Source organism: Algoriphagus sp. AK58 (assembly GCF_014324365.1).
In the GTDB taxonomy this organism is placed as follows: Bacteria; Bacteroidota; Bacteroidia; order Cytophagales; family Cyclobacteriaceae; genus Algoriphagus.
Window position 1 is genome coordinate 85836 of the sequence record NZ_QEIG01000003.1, and the last position, 23459, is coordinate 109294.

General features: G+C 42.9%; 22 protein-coding genes. 17 read left to right on the forward strand and 5 right to left on the reverse strand.

Features of this window, described 5'->3' with window-relative positions:
- Positions 1-142 precede the first annotated feature (142 nt).
- The 7 genes from DDT91_RS02430 to DDT91_RS02460 all read left to right on the forward strand — a co-directional run bounded on the left by DDT91_RS02430 (position 143) and on the right by DDT91_RS02460 (position 10137).
- Positions 143-1936: a patatin-like phospholipase family protein gene (locus DDT91_RS02430; protein ID WP_187174540.1), complete on the forward strand. Its 1794-nt coding sequence runs from the start codon at positions 143-145 to the stop codon at positions 1934-1936.
- A 122-nt stretch (positions 1937-2058) separates the two neighbouring features.
- A complete protein-coding gene (locus tag DDT91_RS02435; protein ID WP_187174541.1) occupies positions 2059-3423 on the forward strand; it encodes a sensor histidine kinase in 1365 nt (454 codons plus the stop codon).
- Between the two features lie 11 nt (positions 3424-3434).
- Complete coding sequence (locus DDT91_RS02440; protein WP_187174542.1) at positions 3435-3815, forward strand: response regulator; 381 nt, start codon at positions 3435-3437, stop codon at positions 3813-3815.
- 398 nt (positions 3816-4213) lie between these two features.
- Positions 4214-4594 (forward strand): response regulator, encoded by a 381-nt coding sequence (locus DDT91_RS02445; protein ID WP_187174543.1) that lies wholly within the window; start codon positions 4214-4216, stop codon positions 4592-4594.
- 1 nt (position 4595) lies between these two features.
- On the forward strand, positions 4596-5636 hold the full coding sequence (locus DDT91_RS02450) for an adenylate/guanylate cyclase domain-containing protein (protein ID WP_187174544.1): 1041 nt from the start codon (positions 4596-4598) through the stop codon (positions 5634-5636).
- Positions 5637-5651: 15 nt separating this feature from the next.
- Complete coding sequence (locus DDT91_RS02455; RefSeq protein ID WP_187174545.1) at positions 5652-6386, forward strand: DUF6090 family protein; 735 nt, start codon at positions 5652-5654, stop codon at positions 6384-6386.
- Positions 6387-6507: 121 nt separating this feature from the next.
- Positions 6508-10137: an amidohydrolase family protein gene (locus DDT91_RS02460; protein WP_187174546.1), complete on the forward strand. Its 3630-nt coding sequence runs from the start codon at positions 6508-6510 to the stop codon at positions 10135-10137.
- Between the two features lie 52 nt (positions 10138-10189).
- Here the strand turns inward: DDT91_RS02460 and DDT91_RS02465 are convergent, their stop codons facing one another.
- Complete coding sequence (locus DDT91_RS02465; protein WP_187174547.1) at positions 10190-10654, reverse strand: TspO/MBR family protein; 465 nt, start codon at positions 10652-10654, stop codon at positions 10190-10192.
- Positions 10655-10658: 4 nt separating this feature from the next.
- Entirely contained in the window at positions 10659-10961 is a 303-nt protein-coding gene (locus tag DDT91_RS02470; RefSeq protein WP_187174548.1) for a DUF4286 family protein, read from the reverse strand.
- 96 nt (positions 10962-11057) lie between these two features.
- Between DDT91_RS02470 and DDT91_RS02475 the strand changes: the two genes are divergently transcribed.
- The 10 genes from DDT91_RS02475 (at position 11058) to DDT91_RS02520 (ending at position 20973) form a co-directional block, all read left to right on the forward strand.
- The gene (locus tag DDT91_RS02475) at positions 11058-11723 is read left to right on the forward strand and encodes a carotenoid biosynthesis protein (protein ID WP_187174549.1); all 666 of its coding nucleotides are present in this window, start codon (positions 11058-11060) and stop codon (positions 11721-11723) included.
- A gap of 97 nt (positions 11724-11820) precedes the next feature.
- Positions 11821-12267 (forward strand): sterol desaturase family protein, encoded by a 447-nt coding sequence (locus DDT91_RS02480; RefSeq protein ID WP_187174550.1) that lies wholly within the window; start codon positions 11821-11823, stop codon positions 12265-12267.
- Positions 12264-13160 (forward strand): MerR family transcriptional regulator, encoded by an 897-nt coding sequence (locus DDT91_RS02485; RefSeq protein ID WP_187174551.1) that lies wholly within the window; start codon positions 12264-12266, stop codon positions 13158-13160. The genes DDT91_RS02480 and DDT91_RS02485 overlap by 4 nt, the downstream gene beginning before the upstream one ends.
- Before the next feature lie 192 nt (positions 13161-13352).
- Positions 13353-13865, forward strand: coding sequence for an RNA polymerase sigma factor (locus DDT91_RS02490; protein WP_187174552.1), 513 nt, complete (start codon positions 13353-13355; stop codon positions 13863-13865).
- A gap of 4 nt (positions 13866-13869) precedes the next feature.
- Positions 13870-15354: an NAD(P)/FAD-dependent oxidoreductase gene (locus DDT91_RS02495; RefSeq protein WP_187174553.1), complete on the forward strand. Its 1485-nt coding sequence runs from the start codon at positions 13870-13872 to the stop codon at positions 15352-15354.
- A 21-nt stretch (positions 15355-15375) separates the two neighbouring features.
- Entirely contained in the window at positions 15376-16218 is an 843-nt protein-coding gene (locus tag DDT91_RS02500; RefSeq protein ID WP_187174554.1) for a phytoene/squalene synthase family protein, read from the forward strand.
- A complete protein-coding gene (locus tag DDT91_RS02505) occupies positions 16218-16919 on the forward strand; it encodes a lycopene cyclase domain-containing protein (protein ID WP_187174555.1) in 702 nt (233 codons plus the stop codon). The genes DDT91_RS02500 and DDT91_RS02505 overlap by 1 nt, the downstream gene beginning before the upstream one ends.
- Positions 16920-16932: 13 nt before the next feature.
- Positions 16933-17778, forward strand: coding sequence for a 4-hydroxy-3-methylbut-2-enyl diphosphate reductase (locus tag DDT91_RS02510; protein ID WP_187174556.1), 846 nt, complete (start codon positions 16933-16935; stop codon positions 17776-17778).
- A gap of 3 nt (positions 17779-17781) precedes the next feature.
- A complete protein-coding gene (locus DDT91_RS02515) occupies positions 17782-18489 on the forward strand; it encodes a fatty acid desaturase (RefSeq protein ID WP_187174557.1) in 708 nt (235 codons plus the stop codon).
- A gap of 81 nt (positions 18490-18570) precedes the next feature.
- Entirely contained in the window at positions 18571-20973 is a 2403-nt protein-coding gene (locus DDT91_RS02520; protein ID WP_187174558.1) for a TonB-dependent receptor, read from the forward strand.
- Here DDT91_RS02520 and DDT91_RS02525 read toward each other — a convergent pair.
- From DDT91_RS02525 to DDT91_RS02535, 3 genes are all read right to left on the reverse strand, one after another.
- Positions 20970-21431, reverse strand: coding sequence for a DUF1905 domain-containing protein (locus DDT91_RS02525; RefSeq protein WP_187174559.1), 462 nt, complete (start codon positions 21429-21431; stop codon positions 20970-20972). The genes DDT91_RS02520 and DDT91_RS02525 overlap by 4 nt on opposite strands.
- A gap of 49 nt (positions 21432-21480) precedes the next feature.
- Complete coding sequence (locus tag DDT91_RS02530) at positions 21481-21924, reverse strand: outer membrane insertion C- signal (protein ID WP_255502002.1); 444 nt, start codon at positions 21922-21924, stop codon at positions 21481-21483.
- A gap of 67 nt (positions 21925-21991) precedes the next feature.
- Positions 21992-23458 carry an aminotransferase class V-fold PLP-dependent enzyme gene (locus DDT91_RS02535; protein ID WP_187174560.1) on the reverse strand — a complete coding sequence of 489 codons (1467 nt, stop codon included), beginning with the start codon at positions 23456-23458 and terminating at the stop codon, positions 21992-21994.
- Between the last annotated feature and the right edge of the window lies 1 nt (position 23459).

The window sequence follows — 23459 nt, forward strand, 5'->3', positions numbered from 1 at the left end:
TTCAGAACCAGATGCGGGCATGCCTACTTTTTTAATCTAATCCGCCTGTAACATTTATTGACGGTTACTTAGTTTTCAGTTGTTTTTTTGAATTCCAACCTTAATTTTAAAACTATAAAAACCATAATAACCTCTTTCCGCTTTGGAAAATTTTTACTCAAAAGCCAATCATAACAGAAGGATCCTTTTAAGACTCTTTGGGGAATCTGATGTCGAATTTGTAGACCAAGTATTACAATCTGCCAAGCTGATCGAATTGGATACGGGACAGTTTCTATTTCATCAGGGGGACCCGGGAAACGCGCTCTACATTGTCCTGTCGGGTCGATTTCGTGCTTTGGCCACCCAAAATGACAATATCTTACATGCCTTGGGCGATATTGGTGAAGGAGAGCCTATCGGTGAATTTGCTCTTTTTACCTCTGCCCCCAGATCGGCTTCCGTGGTAGCCATCCGAAAATCCGTCGCCCTTGAATTGACGGAACCTGAATACCTCAAACTGGTCAGTAAAAAACCTGAATTCTCAACTTTGATGGCCAGATTTGTCATCAACAGGATGAGAAGAAATGCCCTTCAGCAACATCTGGAAAGTTCTGCGAAAAATATTGCGGTCATGAACCTGCAAGCAGATCGAGATATCTCGGCCTACACGGATGCCATCAGAGTTCAGTTTGAAGCCATGAAGATCAAAATTCAGGTTTTAGATCATGAAAGTCATGCCAACTTCGATACCCATGAATTGTATACTGCACTTGAGCAACATGAGGGGCTGAATTTTTTGGTATGCAGTGAGGCTGATCTTCACTGGTCCACTCAATGTGCGATCTATGCCGATTTGATAGTAGTGGCGACGGATTTTTATGCAGACAGTGAGCTGTATGAAATCGAGAAAAGACTGGAACTCTATTCCCAAAACATCCTGAACAAGAAGATTTTCCTCCTTCTGCTACACCCAGAAAACGCTCCTCAGCCCGAAAATACAAGGAGGTGGTTTGAAAACAGAAATCTGGATTTGCATATTCACTACCGCTTAAATCATGGACCTGATATCCGGAGATTTGCCAGAATTCTGACCAACAATGCCATAGGATTGGTATTAGGCGGAGGTGGAGCCAAGGGATTCGCCCATCTTGGGGCGATACTTGCCCTTTATGAAAAAGGAGTAGAAATCGACTTCTTGGGAGGCACGAGTGCCGGAGCTCTATACGGCCTTACTACGTCCTATTGTGATTTTGATCCGCAGAAAATCCGCTTCTATGCCAACGATTCGGCATCAAGCAAACTGACCCGAAACGATTTTACCTTTCCCATTCTTTCCATCATGTCAGGAAAGAAAATGGTGAATTACCTCAAAAAAATGATGGGTAATATTTACTTGGAAGATCTTTGGGTAAACAGTTACTGCGTATCGACCAATTTCTCCAATGCATCCACCAAAATCCATGACAAAGGACTGGCTTGGAAGCAGATTGCTGCAAGTATTGCCATCCCTGGAATTTATCCTCCTGTGGTGATTGATAATCAACTCCACGTAGACGGAGGTGTGGTCGACAACCTTCCCATAGAGACGATGTATAATTACCCTGTAAGACATATCATCGCCATATCCCTGACTCAGCTCAAATCCCAGCCAGTAGATTTTGAAGAAATTCCTTCTGCAAGTACCTTATTGATGGATTCATTTTTAGGAAGAAGGAAATTTAGACTCCCCGGAATTGCTTCCATTCTGGTCAACTCCCTTACTCTCAATAGCCGTCAAAAGCAGGAGATGTCCAAGTCTGGGGTAGCTATATACTTGGAAATGGAACTCAAAGGTATTGGCATGTTGGATGACACGCGCTGGAAAGAAATCGTGCAAAAAGGTCATGACCAAATGAAAAGTGCACTTGAATCCCTCAAGGAGGAGGAGAAATTCTGGTTACAACCCAAAGAATAAAAATATATCCGAGCTGAGAACCTTTATTTTCCCCCAAAAGCATTGCTAATCCTCTGGTTTTTCACAAATTAGATTGAAATTAATTTGCTTATAAGCCACTTCAGGATAATTGACCTTTTGAGATGACTTTTATCAACCTTGTATCCCTTTTCCTTTTATACTATTTAAAGAGAAGCGCCGAACCGGAGACTTTCACGCCTAAGATCAAAAGCTATTTCAACTACGGAATGGTGCTTGCCGGTGTGTTGGTGGTGTTGACCAATACCGGGCTTCCCCCTGTTTATCTTTATCAATTTTTCTCTTTCGTTCTGGTCGGAGCAATTATCTATTTCATAGTAAACACCCCTTCCCTTGAGCAGCATAAAAATCTGGCAATCACCCCTTTGCCAATTATTGGAGTGTCCTTATTCCGATTTTTAGTAAAACTATATGACGAGGCTCTTTATGATTCGATTGAAAGCTACATCGATGCAGCAGGGGTATTTGCCTTTATCTGGGCGGTGACCATGTGGGTCAACCATCGAAAAGAAATCAAAGAAAGGAAACTTGAACAACTGATCGCCAAAGAAAAGGAGCGTCAATTCCACTTGGCACAAGAGAAGAAAAATGAATTAGAACGATTGGTCAATGAAAGGACCTTTGAAATCAACCAACAAAAAGAAGAATTGCAGGAGGCCTTGGATAGTTTACGATCTACTCAAGAGCAACTCATCCAACAGGAAAAACTCGCCTCTCTTGGACAATTGACCGCCGGAATAGCCCATGAAATCAAAAATCCCCTGAATTTTATAAATAACTTTTCAGAGTTGAGCCAAGACTTTTTGGATGAAATAGAAGAAGAACTTCAAAAACTCCCTTCCTCCAACGAGATAGAAAACATCAAGGAGCTGTTGGGAGACGTCAAGTCCAATCTTGGAAAAATAAGGCACCACGGGTCCCGGGCTGATGGAATTGTAAAATCCATGCTCATGCATTCCCGAGGAGGTACAGGCACTAAAGATCCAACAGACCTCAACGCACTCATCAGGGAATATTCCAATCTGGCTTTCCATGGCATGCGGGCCAATCCCAACCCAATCAATGTAGATATTGCACTTGAGTTGGATGAAAGCTTGACTAAAGTGGACCTCAATTCAGAAGACTTCAGCAGGGTGATTCTCAACTTGGTCAAAAACGCCTTTGATGCTATGAGAGAAAAAATTGCCAAAGAAGGCAACTCATACAAGGCCAAGGTAACATTGAGGACAAAAGATTTGGGAGAAAGTGTCCAGATCGAAGTGGAAGACAACGGGCCAGGAGTACCCGATGAAATAAAAGATAAGCTCTTGATGCCCTTTTTTACTACTAAAAAAGGAACAGAAGGTACAGGCTTAGGCCTGAGCATTACCCATGATATCATCAAATCTCATGAGGGTAAGTTGTCCATTGACTCAAAGGTGGGAGAGTTTACGCGTTTCAGTATAATGATACCAAAAAGAAAATCTTGAATTTTTAAAAGATGAAAATTTTAATCGTGGACGATGAGAGAGACGTAGAGGATCTCTTCCGCCAAAAACTCAGAAAAGAAATAAAGAGCGGGCAGTTGGAGCTAGTATTTGCCTTTTCTGCACAAGAAGCGCTGGAAATTCTCGGAAGTGAAAATCCTCCCCAAGTGGTGTATGTGTTTTCAGATATCAACATGCCCGGGATGAGTGGACTGGAAATGCTGGCCGTAATCAAAGAGAAATTTCCACACATCCATGTGAGCATGGTGTCTGCCTATGGTGACAGCGAAAATTACAACAAGGCGATCAAATCAGGAGCAAAGGGATTTTTTACCAAACCTGTTGATTTTGAATCCCTAAAGAAAGAAATCGCTAGCCTTCAGTTGGGAGATTAGTTCGAAAAATGAATCCATTGGAAAACTAACACGAAAAATAAAATCCCGATTTCCTGCCTTCCTTTCTGGAATTGAATTATCTAAAGAACATAAAACAATTTTGATAAGACAATCCGCAAATAAAGTGCAGTGAGATAGGAATAATAGGTTAAATTAGAGAGTCAAAATCACCATTGGAAAAAGACTTGCCCAGTTAGCAAGATTCTCATTTTCAGATGCCTTTGATTTTGGTAAGGCTAGACTGGATTTTCTTTTCGTGGAAATATCCCGCTGGGGCAAGGGACAGGGCAAAATAGTAAAAAGGGTGGTAGATTATGTTTTCCTTAGCCCAATGCAAATATGAATTAAGGAATCAAGATGGAATTATACTGGTAAGATAAACTCAAACTTTTTGAAAGATGAAAATTTTGATCGTAGACGATGAACAGGATGTGGAAATCATGTTCCTGCAGAAGTTTAGAAGAGAAATAAAGAGTAAGCTTTTGGAGGTGGAATTTGCATTTTCAGGTCAACAGGCTTTGGAAATACTTGGTCAGTCGGATTCTCCTGATGTGGTATATGTATTTTCAGATATCAATATGCCCGGGATGAGTGGATTGGAGCTTTTGGAGAATATCAAGGCGAAATTTCCTCACATACAGGTGAGTATGATTTCTGCCTACGGGGACCGGGAAAATTATAACAAGGCTATTAAGTCTGGGGCAAAAGGATTTTTCACCAAACCTGTGGATTTTGAATCCCTCAAAAACGAAATAGCGGAATTGCTGACGAATAAATAACATGGCAAAAATACTGGTCGTCGACGACGAGGAAGATTTGGAAATGCTCTTTAGGCAAAAATACCGGCAGAAAATCCGATCCGGAGAGTACGAAATGCTTTTTGCCTTAAATGGACAACTTGCCCTAGACACCCTAAAAGAAAATCCCGATGTGGATATCATTTTAAGTGATATCAACATGCCTGTCATGGATGGTCTCACGCTGCTGTCAAACACCAAAGAGAAAAATCCGCTTACCAAAACCATCATTATATCGGCTTATGGAGATATGGAAAATATCCGTAAAGCCATGAATCTTGGCGCATTCGATTTTGTGACCAAGCCAGTAGATTTCCAGGACTTGGAAATCACTATGGAGAAGACCCTTAGCTATATCAATCAGGTCAAGGGAACCATTCAAGCCATGAGGGAAAATAACATTCTCAAAATGTATGTGGATGAGACGGTGTTGAACTTTATGGGTGGAAAAGAAATAGAGACTGCACTCATGGAAAACGTGACCATCGAGGCTACTGTAGCTTTTATAGATCTGGTTGGGTTTACCAAGATTTCAGAAAATGAGGACCCTAACACCGTCGTCACTTTGCTTAACGAGTATTTTGACTTGATGGTCAAAGAAATCATTGAAGAAAAAGGAAGTGTGGACAAATTCATAGGTGATGCCGTAATGGCTGTTTTTCAGGGAGAAAACCATACCGAAAGAGCGGTCAGAGCCTGCCTATCCATCCGGGAGAAGATGAATGCTATTCCTGAATATTCTTCTAAATCCCATTTCAAACCCCAAGTCTCCATCGGGATAAATTCCGGTGAAATGGTATCCGGAAACATTGGGTCCAAATCACTAAAAAGACTCGACTATACCGTCATCGGAGATGCGGTCAATGTGGCTTCCAGACTTCAGAATGCTGCTAATCCAAGCCAGATTTTGATTTTGGACCGCTGTGCCGAAAAATTAAACGGTAAGTTTTCCATGAATCCGGTAGGAGAATTAAATCTGAAGAATAAATCCAATCCTGTTCGGGTTTTTGAAGTAAATTCATGAGTGAACTAAATTCCAATGGTCACCTTACTTCGAAAAATCCGTCATCAACTTCTTCAGGAAAACAGATTTTCGAGATATCTGCTGTATGCCATTGGGGAGATTTTTTTGGTGGTCATAGGTATTCTCATCGCGCTTCAGATCAATAATTGGAATGAGGAAAAAAAAGCCAGAAAGTATGAGTTGAAAATGCTTCAAGAGCTTCAATCTGTCCTGAACAGAGATCGTGAATATTTCAACTCTCAAATCAACCGATTGACCGAAAAGGAAAAATCAGCGAACCGCCTCATCCAAGCCATTGAGGCTAAGGAGGAAAACCTGGATACTCTCAATAAATACCTGCAGGGATTGCGCTACGAAATTCTTTTCCAATACAATTCCGGCCCCTATGAATCTATCCAATCGGGAGGGCTGGATAAGATCTCGAATGACTCCATTCGCAGCAAAATGACCGGTTTATATGAATTTCTTATTCCGAGGTCAGAGAAAGTTTTAGATCAGCTCAAATCTTCCGAATTGTTGGAAAGCCAGCTCCTGGAGCAAATCACTCGAAGAAATATCATGGATCTTCCTTCGGGAGGTAGGGTCATCAGGGGAAAAATTATGGATTCCAAAGTGATCTACGGTGACGAGTTTTTGCACCTGGTTCAGATCAATAAAAACAGCACTTTTGTAGCCAAATCCCAAATGGAGCGTCTAGTACCACACATAGATAGCTTACTGAATCTTTTGAAGGTGGAAGTCGGCAACTAATTTCCATCTAGTAGAAAATTTGGAAATATTGTCCGTTCACGATCAATTTTTCTGCATTACTTTCAATTTTTTTCTAAAACCAAATCAAAACAGTAGATTCATCGCCCAAACCCAAATGTGTATGAAAAAACTAACCCAACCGGCACTCTTGCTGGCCTTGGGAATGACAGTCAGCGCGGCAGCCATTATGCCGAAATCAGCTGATCTGTTTTTCTCGAGTTCCAAGATTCAAGAAACTTCCACCGCGGATAGTACCAAAAAAGATTCTTTGGACTATCCTAAATTCAAAGATCTTCCTCTCAAACCAGAGCGGGAAGTAAAATTTACCACCAAAGAAGGCACTTGGATGAGTGTGGACGTGAGTCCGGATGGTAAAACGATCGCCTTTGATCTGATGGGTGACATCTACACGATCCCGTTGGAAGGGGGAAAGGCTACTCCAATTACATCTGGGATTGCGTACGAAACGCATCCGAGATTTTCTCCCGATGGAAATAAAATCCTTTTTACCTCTGATCGTGCCGGAAGTGACAACCTTTGGTACATAGACATGGTGAAAAAGGACACCGTCCAAGTGACTAAAGAAAAAAATGGAGACGTACCAGGAGCACATTGGACTCCCGATGGAGAGTATATCGTGGTAGCTAAAGGCCGCAGGATTACCAAACTTTGGATGTACCATGTCGATGGGGGTGGAGGAATCCAACTCAATGAAAATCCGGCAAACATGAAGACCATAGATCCTTTTGTGAGTCCGGATGGGAAAAAGGTTTATTTCTCGCATAGAAATGGTGCTTGGAATTACAACGCCCTGCTTCCACAGTACCAAATAGGAACCTATGATTTTGACAAAGGGAAAATCACCAGCATCACTTCTCGTTACGGTTCGGCCTTTACTCCTACTTTGAGTAAAGATGGTAATTGGATGGTCTATGGCTCAAGATGGCAGGAAAAGACGGGTTTGGTAATCCGAAATATGAAAACAGGAGATGAAAAATGGCTCGCCTATCCTGTTCAGCGTGACGAACAAGAATCTATCGCACCTCAAGGGGTGCTTCCTGCGATGGCTTTCACCCCGGACAGTAGGTTTGTGATAGCTTCTTATGGGGGAAAACTCTGGAAACTTCCAGTAGATGGAAGTATGGCTACCGAGATTCCTTTCGAAGCGGATGTCAAATTGGCCATGGGACCTCGTTTGTATTTCAACTATGCAATCAAAGACACCACGCATAAACTCGCTACTCAAATCAGAGACGCAGTTCCCTCACCTGACGGTAAAAAGTTGGCTTTTACAGCCCTGAATCGCCTTTATGTGATGGACTACCCAAATGGAACTCCAAAAAGGGTGACCAAAAATGAATTCACCGAAGCTATGCCTACTTGGAGTCCTGATGGTACTCAATTGGTCTTTGTGACATGGGAGGAGAAAAACGGAGGAAGCATTTACAAAGCAAGTTTGGTTGGAAACGGAGCGATTTCCAAAATTTCTTCCGAATCTGCCCTCTATTCAGGACCAGTATGGGGACCAAAAAACCGAATTTTAGTATTCAAGGGACCTAATCGGGTACTTTTTGAGGCTGAAGGCCCTGGAGTAGATGCTCCAGAAGCAGAACTCGTATGGATTCCTGCCAATGGGGGTCCTTCCCGAAAAATTATGGATGCGGGCAACTATGGAAATGCCCATTTCACGCAAGATACAAGCCGAATCTTCCTTAATGGTCCAGGAGGATCTTTGCTAAGCGTAAAGTGGGATGGCACAGACGAGAAAGTCTTGGCACGTATTACAGGAATTACGCCTTTTGGTTCGGCAGCGGATCCACATTCGGATCATTCGGGCCATGATCACATTGCCAATGATGTGCGCTATGTCATGGGCAAACCATTTTCCAACGCTGATGCTGTCAATTATTGCATGCTTCCGGAAGGTTCCAATTCACGCGAACCACAAATGATGCCTGCTAGTGCCAGTACTATTCTGATGGCTCCTGTTGGAAACAAGGCCTTGGCTCAGATTAACAACAATGTCTATGTTGTGACTATTCCTACGGCAGGAAAGGTCCCCACTATCAACGTGTCTGAACCAAGTGCAAGTAACTTCCCCTCCAGGCAACTTACCGAAATCGGCGGAGAATGGCCGGCTTGGGAAGCCAATGGCAAGAAAGTACACTGGTCACTTGGAAATGGCCATTGGGTCTATGACATCGATCGCGCGGAGTTTGTAGAGGATTCGGTTAAGTCAGCCAAAAAGGCTAAAACCTTGGCAGATGCAGACAGTGTCGCCGCTTTAAAAGCAAAAGGTGAATCTGCGGTGAAATTGGCTGATTCTCTCGCTAAGGCAGACAAAAAGCGAATCGACTCCCTGTTTAAAGCAGATAAGGAAAAGTTTAAGGCAGATAGTCTTCACAAGGCCAAGTTGAAAGAACGAGAAACCTACAAGCCTTCAGAGCATCAGGTGAAAGTTTATTTTGCCAAGGATACTCCGAAAGGAAGCATTCTCCTTAAAAATGCCCGAATTGTGACTATGAATGGTTCTGAAGTGATCGAAAATGGGGATATCCTTATCGAGAACAACCGAATCAAGGGAGTTGGAAAAACAGGAACCTTGGATGCCGGATCTGCCAAAGTGGTAGATGTCTCAGGCAAAACGATTACTCCGGGCTTCATTGATACTCATGCGCACATGTGGCCGACTTGGGGCTTGCACAAAAACTCAGTGTGGATTTATGCTGCTAACCTTGCTTATGGAGTAACCACCACACGTGACCCACAGACCGCAACGACTGATGTCCTGACTTATGGAGACATGGTGGAGGCTGGAATGGTTCCAGGACCGAGAGTTTATTCCACCGGGCCGGGTGTGGGCTTTTGGATGTACAACCTGAAGTCACTGGAGCAGACCAAAAACGTGCTCAAGCAGTACAGTAAGTATTACAATACTCAATACATCAAAATGTACTTGGTCGGTAACCGTCAGCATCGGCAGTGGGTGATCATGGCAGCCAAAGAGCAGCAATTGATGCCTACTACTGAAGGTGGGTTGGACTACAAGCTCAATATGACTCAGCTATTTGATGGCTATCCGGGACATGAGCATTCTATTCCGGTATTCCCGCTATACAGTGATGTCACCAAAACAATCGCCGAAAGTAAAATGGCTTACACTCCGACTTTGTTGGTGTCTTATGGTGGGCCGTGGGCAGAAAATTACTTCTACACTACCGAAAGTCCACTTCATGATCCTAAGCTTAACCGCTTTACTCCTTACAATGAGCTGAATGAAAAAGCCAGAAGAAGAGTAGGTGGATTGGGAGGATGGTTTGCACCAGAAGATCATGTTTTCCAAAAGCATGCTCAAGGTGTGAATTCTATCGTGAAACAAGGAGGATTGGCGGGTGTAGGATCCCATGGACAGCTTCAAGGCTTGGGTTACCATTGGGAGCTTTGGTCAGTAGCCAGCGGTGAGATGAGTAATATGGATGCCCTAAGAGTAGCTACCATCCTTGGGGCCGAATCTTTGGGTTTGGATAAAGAACTCGGAAGCATCGAAGTCGGAAAGTTGGCCGACCTGGTGATCATGGAAAAAAATCCACTGGAGAGTATCCGGAATACGAACACCATCTCCCATGTGGTAAAGGACGGCAGAATCTACGATGGAAATACCCTGGATGAGATACTCCCAACTGCACGCAAACTTGACGTAAGTCAATGGACCAAGGAAGCACCCAAAGTGACGACTTCGGTGAAGGAGTAAACACCACTTTAAACTAAGAAAAGGCCAGCTGATCACATTAGCTGGCCTTTTCTCAATTCAACCACCAGATTGCGCCATTCAAGGCAGTGGCAAAGGAAACCCAAAGCAGGTAAGGGACCATTAATCCCGAAGCCCAAATGCTCGCTTTTTTGAATTGGATAATGCAAGTCAGAATCATGATCCAAAGAGGAATTATCACAATCAAACCCAAAAGGGGACTTTGTGCACCAAAAAAAGCAGGAGACCAAAGTGCATTCAATCCCAATTGAATAAAATACAGAATCATCAACTCTTTTTTCTTAGGATGTTCACTTTTCCAGATCAGGTAGCAGGCTATTCCCATCATCACATATAAGGTTGTCCACATCGGTCCAAAGATCCAATTAGGAGGATTCCAACTAGGTCGATTGATAGTCAGATACCAGTCCCTCACCGAGGAAAAGGTGAACAGGGCTCCCAGACCTCCTGCTACTTGAGGAAGGGCAAGACTTAAGATAAGTTTGAATGTTTTGGACATAGGATTAGACAGTTTCCAACAGGGAGCGGAAAGACATTGCCTTGTCCGAATACCGCTCTCTGGTTTTTGAGCGAAGGGCAGGAGCGTGCCTTTGCTCATATTCCATCATTTTTTCCATGGTTTCCGTAAAAAATTGGATTGAGTAATTGGTCGAACCGTCCTCAGATTCATGAAGAAGACGATAAAACCGATGGTCTACAAACATCCCAGTTTCCAAAACCTCGGGGATATGAGTATTTTTCATCCAAGAGATAAAGTCCTCCTCGATATCAGGAGTGACATTTATGGTGATGTTATAAAGGATCATGATCTGGGATTTAGGTTTTATTTACTTGTTTTGCTAACAATAATTACTTGTGCAAAGTTAGGAATCCCATAACAAACTTTGCCTACCCAGATTGCTATGCACAAAGTTGTACCCTCTCGAGGAGAGCCCGCAGTTTCCAAATTGCTGATTGCCAAAGTGGTAATCATCGTACTCCATGCCGTAGGCATTGTAGGACTGAGTATTCCGGAATACCAAGATTGGTTTCTTCAGCTCACCCCTGTTCAGCTCCTAAGCTCTCTTTTGATCCTTCTGTTCTTTCATAGGGGTTGGAATGATGCTTTCCCGATTTTTGCAGCAGCAGCATTTTGGATTGGTTTCGGGGCAGAGATCATCGGAATTCACACCGGGTATTTGTTTGGAGACTATGTATACGGTCCTACGCTCGGCCCCAAGCTTTGGGATGTGCCCATCATCATCGGGGTTAATTGGTTTATTCTCAGCTATACCACCGGGGTGCTTTTCAGAGCTATACCCAATGACATCTATGCGGCTATTTTAGGGGCAACTGCCATGACTGCACTGGATTATATTATCGAGCCAGTGGCTGTCGCTTTAGATATGTGGGCATGGAAATGGGAAGTAATTCCACTTGGCAATTATGCAGGTTGGTTTGGAGTCTCTTTCCTGATCCATCTTATTTGGAGGAAGGCCAATTTTGAAAAGGAGAATCTTGTTTCTAACTGGTTGCTAATGGCCCTGATTGTATTTTTCACAGTCTTAAATTTTACTTTGGATATTTAAATAGACTTTTTTAATGATCTTTATATTAATTGTAAAACAAAAGACCCTTCTCAAGACTTTTGGATAACAAAATGCCCGGATACGGGTTATCACTGTCATGATCAAAGCACTAGTATTCATCATAGTTGGTTTTGCGGCGATGGAATTTTCCGGATGGTTTATTCACAAGTACCTGATGCATGGTCCCTTGTGGATGATCCACAAGACTCACCATCAACCCTCCAAGTCGGCTCTCGAGCTTAATGATCTATTTTCGCTTCTTTTCGGAAGCATCGCGGTGGTTTTAATCTTGTTGGGAGTCCAGGAATTGGACTATAGATTCTGGATGGGGATAGGAATAAGCCTTTACGGGTTTCTTTATTTCATACTACATGATGTGATGGTTCACAGAAGGCTGAAATGGTTTGATCGGCCAAAAAATCCATTTCTCAAGGCAATCTTCAAGGCCCATCAAGCCCATCACCGGACCAATCAGAAAGACGATGCCGTTTCCTTTGGCTTGTTTGTTGTACCCAAAGAATTCTTTAAAAACGAAGAAAAGTGAGCACGTATTCAATCAAAGACTTAGAACAGTTGTCTGGGATAAAAGCCCATACACTTCGTATTTGGGAGCAGCGTTACAGTCTTCTCAGTCCAAAAAGAACGGATACCAATATTCGTTTTTATGACGATGATGATCTAAAGCTGATTTTGAATGTAGCCCTGTTGAACGACAACGGTTTTAAAATCAGCAAAATTGCTTCCATGGAATCTCAGGAAATCCGTGAAGAAGTAATGAAGTTAACCGAACGCTCATTGACTCACGATGATCAAATTCACGCTCTCACGATCTGCATGATCGAGATGGACGAAGAGCGATTTGATAAAATACTTAGCACGAATATTATCAAGTTGGGATTTGAGCAAACCATGCTTAATATCATATACCCCTTTATGTCAAAAATCGGGGTCCTCTGGCAGACTGGGGCCATCAATCCTGCCCAAGAGCATTTTATGTCCAACTTGGTCAGACAAAAGCTAATCGTGGCGATAGATGGACAGATTTCGCAGGGTGGAGGAAAGAAGTTTCTTCTTTTTCTTCCTGAAGGTGAACTACACGAGATCTCCTTGCTCTTTGCGAGCTATTTGATCAAATCCAAAGGACACAAAGTGATTTACTTGGGGCAAAGCACTCCGAATGATGATCTGCTTTCTGTTTTCAAACTTCATCAACCCGAATTTCTGCTTACGGTCATTACGACCTCTCCCTCTTCTGAATATGTTCAAGAATACGTTAATGCTTTGGCAGAGCGTTTTTCTTCCTCACAGATCCTGGTGACCGGCTATCAGGTGATCGGCCAAGATTTGATATTCCCCAAAAATGTCCGGCAAATGAACTATATCAGGGATATAAAAGAACTTCTTGAAGAGCTCGAACCCGTTGGCCAAGAAAAATAGTTAAACAAAAAATCCATTTACTTAAACAGAGGCACTTCATTGAAAAGTGCCTTTTTTAATGTCTATACAGCATTTTATCTGAATTTTTTACCTTTTATCACTTTTTGTTTAATCTTTTTGAAAATTAATTCGACAAAATATTTGGATTTTGTTTAATCCTTCCTAGATTTGGTTAAACAAAACAACGCAACCATGACAACTCTAGAATTTAGCTATTCTCTTCAAAAGCTCTCCAGCTCTTTGAAGCCCTTTGCGATGAAGCTTACCCGTGATGTGGATGATGCAAATGACCTACTACAGGACACAATGGTTAAGGCATTCACGAATAGAGATAAGTTCACGGAGGGTACTAACCTGAAGGCTTGGTTGTATACGATTATGAAAAATACCTTCATCACCAACTACCAAAGAATGGTAAGAAGAGGTACTTTCGTAGATACTACAGATAATCTCCACTACATCAACTCCAGTGATGCACTTATCGAAAACGGAGTTTTCGGAAGTTTCACCATGGAGGATATTCAGGTAGCCATCGAAAAGCTGGATGATGTCTACAAAACCCCGTTTTTGATGCACTTCCGTGGTTTCAAATATCACGAGATCGCGGACAAGCTTCAGATCCCGATTGGAACTGTGAAAAATAGAATCCATATTGCCCGTAAGCTTCTCAAAGAAGACTTGATGGTTTACAAGCACAAAAACTAATTCTATGTCAAAAAAACATGTGGTGGTGATCGGATCCGGCTTCGCCGGGCTTTCCGCAGCCACACACCTGGCAGATAAAACGAGTTGTTCAATCACCCTTCTTGAAAAAAACGATTCCCCCGGTGGAAGAGCTAGAAAGTTCGAGCACCAGGGGTTTGTTTTTGATATGGGTCCCAGCTGGTATTGGATGCCGGATGTCTTCGAAAGCTATTTTGCCCACTTTGGCAAAAAGCCCTCAGATTATTATGACTTGCTCCGATTGGATCCATCCTATGCGGTAGTGTATGGAAAAAATGACATCCTGGATATTCCTGCAGACTTGGGAGAATTCAAGAAGATGCTTGACCGGATCGAACCAGGGGCTGGCAAAAATCTGGATAAATTTCTGGCTCAGGCAAAGTATAAGTACGAGGTAGGCATCCACGATTTGGTACATAGGCCGAGCAGGTCCATTTTCGAATTTACCTCGCCTGGATTATTGGTGGACATGATTCGCATGGACATCTTTCAGTCTATGTCCAAGCACGTGAGGAAATTTTTTTCTCATGAAAAAATTATTCGTCTGATGGAATTTCCGGTACTTTTCCTTGGAGAAACTGCCGAAAATATTCCCGCTCTTTACAGCTTGATGAACTATGCAGACATCGCCTTGGGGACCTGGTATCCCAAAAAAGGAATGCACGAGATCATCAAAGGAATGGTAGCTCTCGCAGAAGAAAAAGGCGTGAAAATCCGCTATTCTTCCGAAGTCGAAGAAATAGAAGTCGAAAATGGCGTCGCAAAAAGAATCAGGCTTAAATCAGGCGAAAAAATTGAGGCTGATATCGTGGTAGCCGGTGCGGACTATCATCATGTGGACAAGCATCTGCTCAATCCCAAATACAGTAATTACAGCGAAGAATACTGGGACAAGCGGGTGATGGCCCCTTCCAGTTTGTTGTTTTATCTGGGAATCGACAAGAAGCTCCATAATCTGAGACATCACAATTTATTCTTCGACGAGCCGCTTGGTCCCCATGCAGACGCGATTTACACCCATCCCCGCTGGCCCGAAAAACCGCTCTTTTATGCATCTGTCCCATCCATCACTGATCCCACTGTGGCTCCGGAAGGAAAGGAAAATGTATTTTTATTAGTGCCTTTGGCTCCGGATTTGGAGGATACCGAAGAAATGCGGGAAAAATATTACCACCTCATCATGGATCGTTTGGAGAAAATTTCCGGACAGGAGATTCGCTCGCACGTGGTTTATAAAAGGTCCTATGCACACCGTGATTTCAAGGCAGATTACCACGCCTTCAAGGGAAATGCCTACGGATTGGCTAATACGCTCCTTCAAACCGCTATTTTGAAGCCTGGACTGAAAAACAAAAAAGTGCGAAATCTGTATTATACAGGTCAGTTGACCGTACCAGGACCCGGAGTACCCCCTTCTCTCATCTCCGGGCATGTAGTTGCAAAAGAGGTGATGAAAGAAAACAATTTGTAGACAAAAAGGTATATTATAGCAATGGATGCAATTGAGCTTTTTGACCAAACTACCCTTGAGTGCAGCAAGCTGATCACTCAGCGATATAGCACGAGCTTTACCCTAGGTATCAAAACCCTGGACAAAAAGTTTCACCTTCCTATCTATGCTATCTATGGATTTGTTAGGTATGCGGATGAGATTGTAGATACCTTTCACGACAAAGACAAGCAAGCCCTTCTTGAACGATTCAAGAAAGATACCTACGAGGCGATAGAATCCGGCATCTCCCTTAACCCTGTCCTTCATGCCTTTCAGCTGATGGTAAACAAGTACAAGATTGATTTGGACTTGATCGAGGCGTTTCTCCATAGCATGGAAATGGATTTGGATTTTAAGACTTACAACGACTCCCGATACCATGAATACATCTATGGTTCGGCTGAGGTAGTGGGATTGATGTGCCTAAAGGTATTCTGCGAAGGAGATCAGGCTATGTATGAAAGGCTTCGTGAGCCTGCCTGCAAGTTGGGGGCAGCTTTTCAAAAAGTGAATTTCCTAAGGGACATCAAAAGTGATTTCGAGGAAAGAGGCCGTGTCTACTTCCCCGGAGTAGATTTCACCCGATTTGACAAATCCGCAAAATCCCTGATCGAAGAGGATATTCAAAAAGATTTCAATGATTCCCTGATTGGAATTGAGCAGTTGCCCTCAGGAGCAAAACTCGGCGTGCGAGTAGCTTATCTCTACTATCAAAAGCTCTTTGACAAAATCAAAGGTCTTCCAGCAGAAGTGATCACTCAAAAACGTGTACGTATTCCCAACTCTCAAAAATTATCTCTTTTGGTAGGGACCTATTTTGAAACCAAACTCGGGATTCTCTGATGGAAAGATACCTCTATTTTGGTGTGCTGCTCTTTGCGATTTCTTACCCCTTGGCTCAATCCTTTGAGCATCGAATACGGTATGCTTCCAAGTGGGGACAACTCTTTCCGGGTATGCTGATTACAGCCCTGTTTTTTATCGTATGGGATATTTGGTTTACCAAAATCGGAGTTTGGGTATTCAATCCCACGTATATCACCGGCATTTTCTTGGGAAATCTTCCAATTGAGGAAATCCTCTTCTTCTTTATCATTCCCTTTGCTTGTGTATTTATTTATGAAGTGCTGATTTACTTCTTTCCAAAAGACTATTTTCAGCCATTGGGAAAGCCTTTTGTTTTTGTTTTGGTGCCTATTCTTTTCGGTATGGGCATTTTACATCTTGACAAATGGTACACTTCAGTCAATTTTCTGATCGGATCAGTGACCTTGATGATTCATTACCTGATTTTCAAAGATCGATATTTGGGAAGATTCATATTTGCTTATCTGGTTCATTTGATTCCTCTCTTCCTATGTAATGGAATTCTGACAGGAGGAATGACGGAAGAGCCGGTGGTGATCTATAACAATGCAGAGAATCTTGGTGTCAGAATCTGGACGGTTCCCATAGAGGATACCATTTACTCCATGACGCTCTTTTTGATGAATATCAGCTTCTTTGAGCATCTGAGGAGCCAAAAAACAATTCAGTTAACTTGAAGTTTAAACGAACATGAAGAATCTCCAAGTACAAATCGATGACCATTCAGGCTTTTGCTTTGGCGTGGTCTACGCGATCGAAATGGCTGAAGAAATACTCGATGAGCAGGGCTACCTATATTGCCTTGGAGATATTGTGCACAATGACGAGGAGGTCAATCGCTTGACCCGAAAAGGCCTTAAGATCATTGATCATGGGGATTTGCATGGACTAAGGGATGAAAAAGTATTGATCCGCGCTCATGGTGAGCCTCCTTCCACCTACGAACTGGCAATCAAAAATAACCTTACACTGATCGATGCAAGCTGCCCAGTAGTTTTGAAGCTTCAAAACAGAATCAAAAATTCATTCGATAAAGACGAGAAGATCTATATCTATGGAAAACACGGTCATGCAGAGGTGATAGGGTTATTGGGTCAGACCAACAATAAGGCAGTGGTCTTCCAAGATATCTCAGAACTGGACATCGCCACACTTCCCAAAAATCTTACACTATACAGTCAGACCACCAAAAGCACCGATAAATTTTACCAGATCAATGATATCCTGACTCAAAATGGGATAGCAGTCAATACCAATGATACCATCTGCCGACAGGTATCTAATCGGGATAAAGAACTTAGAGATTTTGCCGCCAAATTTGATAAAATTGTCTTTGTGAGCGGTACTAAATCATCGAATGGAAAGGTTCTTTACAACGTCTGCAAAGAGAAAAATCCCAATACCTACTTCGTCTCCAATCCAGAACAAATCGAGGAGTCCTGGTTTAACCCGAATGAATCTGTAGGTATCTGCGGAGCCACTTCCACCCCAATGTGGCTGATGGAACAGGTAAAAGAACGAATCCTTACCTTTTAACCTATGACCGGTACCCAAAACCAAATTGCCACGACAGATCCAAAAGGGCTCGTGATCGGTTGGTCAATTATTTTAGTTTGGGCAACTTCTTTGGTTTTTTTGCTTACTTGGGACTTTTCGTGGACAAATCCACTCACCTATTTGGCGATCTTGGTCCAAATGCACCTCTATACGGGGTTATTTATTACTGCCCATGACGCCATGCATGGTGTGGTGACGGCCAATAAAAAATTAAACCATTTGACCGGCTGGATAGCAGCTTTACTTTTTTCCTACAATTTCTATTGGAAGCTTTTCCCAAAACATCACGAACATCATCGCTTTGTCGCCACAGATCAAGATCCTGATTACCATCCTTCAGAACGTTTTTTCCCTTGGTACCTTAGCTTTATTCGTCAGTATGTGAATATCTGGCAGATTCTGTTGATGGCAGTTACCTTCAATATTCTAAAACTGTATTTGCCTATGGTAAATCTGATCATTTTCTGGATGCTTCCGGCCGTACTGTCTACGTTTCAATTGTTTTATTTTGGCACTTACCTTCCCCATCGAGGAGAAAATGATAACAAACATCACTCGAAATCCCAGGGGAAAAACCACCTTTGGGCATTTCTGAGTTGTTATTTTTTCGGGTATCATTTCGAGCATCATGATTCGCCTGGCACCCCTTGGTGGAGACTATGGAGAGTAAAAGAAGGACAAACTGCCTAAAATTCTTGATCAAAATCAAAAATTCGTAAAAGAGTAAACTTTGTCGGCTCTTTTTTGATTTAGCCTAAAAACCAACTATTCATGAGACCAGCTCTACTTCTTTTCGCTTTTTTTCTATCACTTTCCTCGGTTTTTTCTCAAGGAATAATCCGTGGGAAAATCACCAATTCTGTCAACAATCAGCCAATCGGATTTGCAAATGTGTTGATTCTAAACACTGACTTGGGGGCTATTTCAGACGAAAACGGAAACTATGAGATCCAAAATGTACCTCCAGGACTGTATAATATTCGGGCAAGTTTCGTAGGCTATAAATCTTCCACCCAATTTGAAATCCAGGTCACTCTGGCCAGACCAGTCCAATTGGATTTCAATCTCTCAGAGGATGCTTCAGAGCTTTCCGAGGTGGTAGTAAACAGCGAATTCACCCGTTCGGAAGAGACGCCTCTTTCTGTGAGAAAACTAGGCACCAATGAAATTGAAAGATATCCGGGAGGAAACCGTGACATTTCTCGGGTGATCCAGGCCCTTCCGGGCGTAGCCAGTACACCAAGCTTCCGAAATGACATTCTAATTCGCGGTGGCGCACCAAATGAGAACCGATTCTATGTGGACGAAATAGAGGTACCTGTCATCAATCACTTTTCTACCCAAGGATCTTCCGGAGGACCAGTAGGGATCATCAACGTCAATTTGATTAAAAGTCTGGACCTGATTGCCGGGGGATTTCCTGCCAATAGAATGGATGCTTTGAGCTCTTTTTTTGAAATCCAACTCAAGGAAGGGCGTCGTGACAAAATGTTCTCCCAGCTTACCCTTGGTGCCTCGGAACTGACCTTTTCAAATGACGGCCCACTTTCAGAAAAAACCACCTATTCTCTTTCAGCAAGAAGATCTTATTTGCAAGGCCTATTTAGACTTCTTGGACTTCCTTTTCTTCCAACTTTTAATGATTTTCAGCTAAAAACCACCACTAGAATCAATGAGAAGACCGAGTTGACCTTTATTGGACTTGGCGCAATTGACGATTTTGAACTCAATCAGGACATTCCTGAAAATGAAACAGAAGAAGAGCGGGAAAACCGACTCTACCTACTCGATGTACTGCCCGTACAGACTCAGTGGAATTATACTACAGGGGTAAAGCTCAAGAGATTTAGGGAAAATGGCTTTTGGACCTTTGTGCTCAGCAGAAACATGCTGAACAATCAGTCCATCAAATATGCAGGAAATGACGCCAGTTCAGAGAACAACCTGCTTTTTGATTATTCCTCTCAGGAATCTGAAAACAAATTCAGGGCAGAAAACAGTATTTTCGGAAAAGGGTACACGATTAAATACGGAGTAAATTACCAGTATTCCCGCTATTTCATCAGCAATTTTGACCGATCCACCCTTTCGTCCACAGGTGGAGTAATCGATGTAGAAGCGACTTCCTTTTTCAACCAATATGGAGGTTTTATTTCGGGGAGTAAAAACTTTGTGGGAGACCGACTGCTGCTGACAGGAGGGGTCAGGATAGACGGGGCTGATTTTGCCAAAACCGCATCCAACCCTTTCAATCAGATAAGCCCTAGATTATCGGCTTCTTATCAGCTCAAGCAAAACCTTTATGCCACGTTGAATGCCGGTATATATTATCAGAAGCCGTCCTATTCGGTGTTGGGATACCGCGATAATGAAGGTGTCTTGGTGAATCAGGAAAATGATGTACGATACATACGAAACGCTCAATTGATAGGTGGAATCGAATACCTGGTACCTGAAAAATCCAGGAGATTTACAGCCGAGGTTTTCTATAAAAAATACAGTAATTATCCTTCCTCTATCCGAAATGGAATATCTCTGGCTAATCTGGGGGCTGATTTTGGTGTCATTGGAAATGAACCTGTAGCGTCCAATTCAAGTGGACGTGCATACGGATTGGAATTGCTCGCTCAGCAACGGTTTTACAACAACTTCTATGGAATCGCGGCCATCACGTTAGTGAGAAGTGAGTTTACCAATCCCAACACTCAGGGTTTTGTGCCATCCGCTTGGGACAACAAATTTATCGTCAGTATGTCTGGGGGAAAACGGTTCAGGAAAAACTGGGAAATCGGATCAAGGTGGAGATTTCTCGGAGGTACACCCTACACGCCTTTTGATTTGGAAGCATCCAGTCTGATCAGCAATTGGGATTTGAGAAATTCAGGAATCCTGGATTATACCCAGATCAACGCCATTCGACTGAACCCTTTTCACCAGCTAGATCTGAGGATTGACAAAAAATATTTTTTCGACCGTTGGAATCTCAACTGGTATGTGGATATACAAAACCTCTACAATTTCCAGGCAGAACAAGCACCGATATTAATTCCGGTAAGGGACGACTCTGGTAACATTCTTATCGATCCCAATGATCCAAGCCGGTACCAATTAAAACTAATAGAAAACCCTGCCGGTAATATTCTCCCTACGGTTGGGATTATTGTGGAATTTTAACCCAATCGCTCCAAGAATTGCAAAAGCTGGACAATTCGTTCGGCTTTTTGCTCTTCTGAAGCAGATAAATAAATCTTTTCAAGCCACTCTTGCTGTTGGCTGATTTGCAAACTCAAAAACAGGTTTAGCTTTCCAGGATCATCCAAGAGACAATCTTTAAGTTCGTCAGTCAGCTGATCAGGAATTCCTTTACGATATAAGCGAAGCAAGGCTTTCTCGCCTTCCTCTTTTTTTATTTTGGTTCGGATTTCCCTGGAAATTGGCAAAAACAAAAATCCATCGCCCATGGGCATGAGGGTTTTGTCTTCAAATTCATAGGAATCTATACTTCCGGACACCCTCAACATCCCAAAATGGTTTCTCGCTCCTAGTTGTGCAATAGGCAAGCGGATAAATGTCCACCCGCCTTTGCCGGTGAATCTTTCCAGATAAAACTGACCTTCAATAAGTAATTGCATAAAAAAAGCCGTTCGATCGAACGGCTTAAAGTTAGATGAATAGTAGATCTTATGGTAATCTCCAACGGACATTCAAACCAAATCCGGCTTTGAACTCGGTGACTTCAACGAGGAAAAGGTAAGGCCTAAAATCAAGTCCAATGGTGATCGGCACTTCCGAGAAGGCGTATTCTGCACCAATCTCACCGGCTCCACCAAAGAAGAAATCATCTCCGAGATAAATTGAAGGACCAAAACCCGCATACCATTTAAGATCTGTATCAGGAATATCGTCATATATGGGATTCCAAAGTGCATCGATTCCCAGACCATCCCCTCCAAAGCTCACGTTAGCATGGATACGGCTAAAATCTCCAGTTGCAAATATCCCGTCCAAAGCCACATTATTTCCATTCAATTGGCCAAAACGCAGACCGATCTCCTGTGCTTGGGATTCCAAGGTAGTCAATAAGGCAAGGCCCATTACCAGGGCGAATAGTTTGATAGTTTTCATTTTTGTTAAAAGTTTGCTCTTCGATCAGCGAAAATTAAGCCAAATCGGCCCAAATCGCCGATTTTTCTCAGATTGTCCTGATTTCTTGACCGATCCGAAGGACCTCCCGAACGAGCAGGTCCATGTCTTCCATCCGTGTCCTCTGATTGACATTGGCAACTCTGAGGGTATATTTTCCATTCAAAATCGTAGAACTCGGGGACGCAATTCCTTCCTCTTGAATTCGAAGTAAAATTTCCCTGTTGAGATCCCTCAGTTGGGACTCATCCAGACCGGGCTTTACCATTCGAAAGCAGGTAATGCTCATGGAAACAGGAGCCATCAGTTGTAGTTGGGGATTTTCCTGTACCAAATCTCCCAAATACTCTGCCTGTCGGTTGTTTTGGGAAATCATCTGGGCATATTTCTCCCTACCATGTTCCTTGATCGACATCCAGATTTTTAGGGCTTTGAATCCTCTAGAAAGTTCAAACCCATAATTATTGATCGAATCCGGTCCTCCAGACAATCCGCGGGTTTCCTGCAACAGGTAATTAGGAGTCATTGCGAATGCTTCCCGGTGTTTTTTGCTATCCCGAATTAGGGTGCAGCCGACTTCGTAGGGAACATACAGCCACTTATGCAAGTCAAAAGCAAGGCTATCGGCTTCTTCGATAGCCTTTAATCGAGTGGCATATTTGGGGTCTAATTTTGCCAAAGCTCCATAAGCGCCATCCACATGAAACCAGAGCCCGTATTTCCTGGAAATCGCTAGAAGCTCATCCATTGGATCAATCGCCCCTGTATTGACCGTACCCGAAGTTCCCACAATACAAAAAGGAAATAGTCCTTGGCCCAAATCTTCCTGAATCTGCGCTTCCAGTTCATCGGTTTTCATCTCAAAGCGATCATTCACACCGATTTTCCGCACTCCATCGGTACCTAGTCCGATGATTTCGGCGGCTTTCTGAATACAGGAGTGAGTCTCTACCGAGCAATACAAAACCAATTGAGCAGAAGCAGCTTTAAGACCACGTTGACGGATTTTTTCCTCTCCAAAGGAGTTGCGGGCTACAGTCAACGCGGTGATATTGGCCATAGATCCTCCACTTACCAAAATCCCGGATGACTCTGAGGGAAAATTCATCAGCTGCTTACACCAATTCACCACTTGCCTGTCCACGTACATGGCAGAATGCTCCCCGATGGTGGTGTTTGGGTTCATTCCGGAAGCAAGCAAATCTGCAAAAGTGCCCAAAGGCGTGCCTGTGCCCTGAATCCAGGCAAAAAATCGAGGATGGACATTTCCTTTATTGTAGGGGAAAATGAAGTGCTTAAATTCCTCGTAGACCTCCTTAGGATCCTGACCTTTCGCTGGGATAGGTTGATCCAAAAAAGCTTTCACTTCAGCCGGAATCGGCTTCCAAATTTTTTCCTGTCGGATATTCTTCCAATAATCGATCAAATCATCGATCATCTGATGACCTAGCTGACGCATAGCTTCCCAATCCTTTGGGTCTAAGGTCAAGTCTTCCCTACTTTTTTTGTTTGTCATA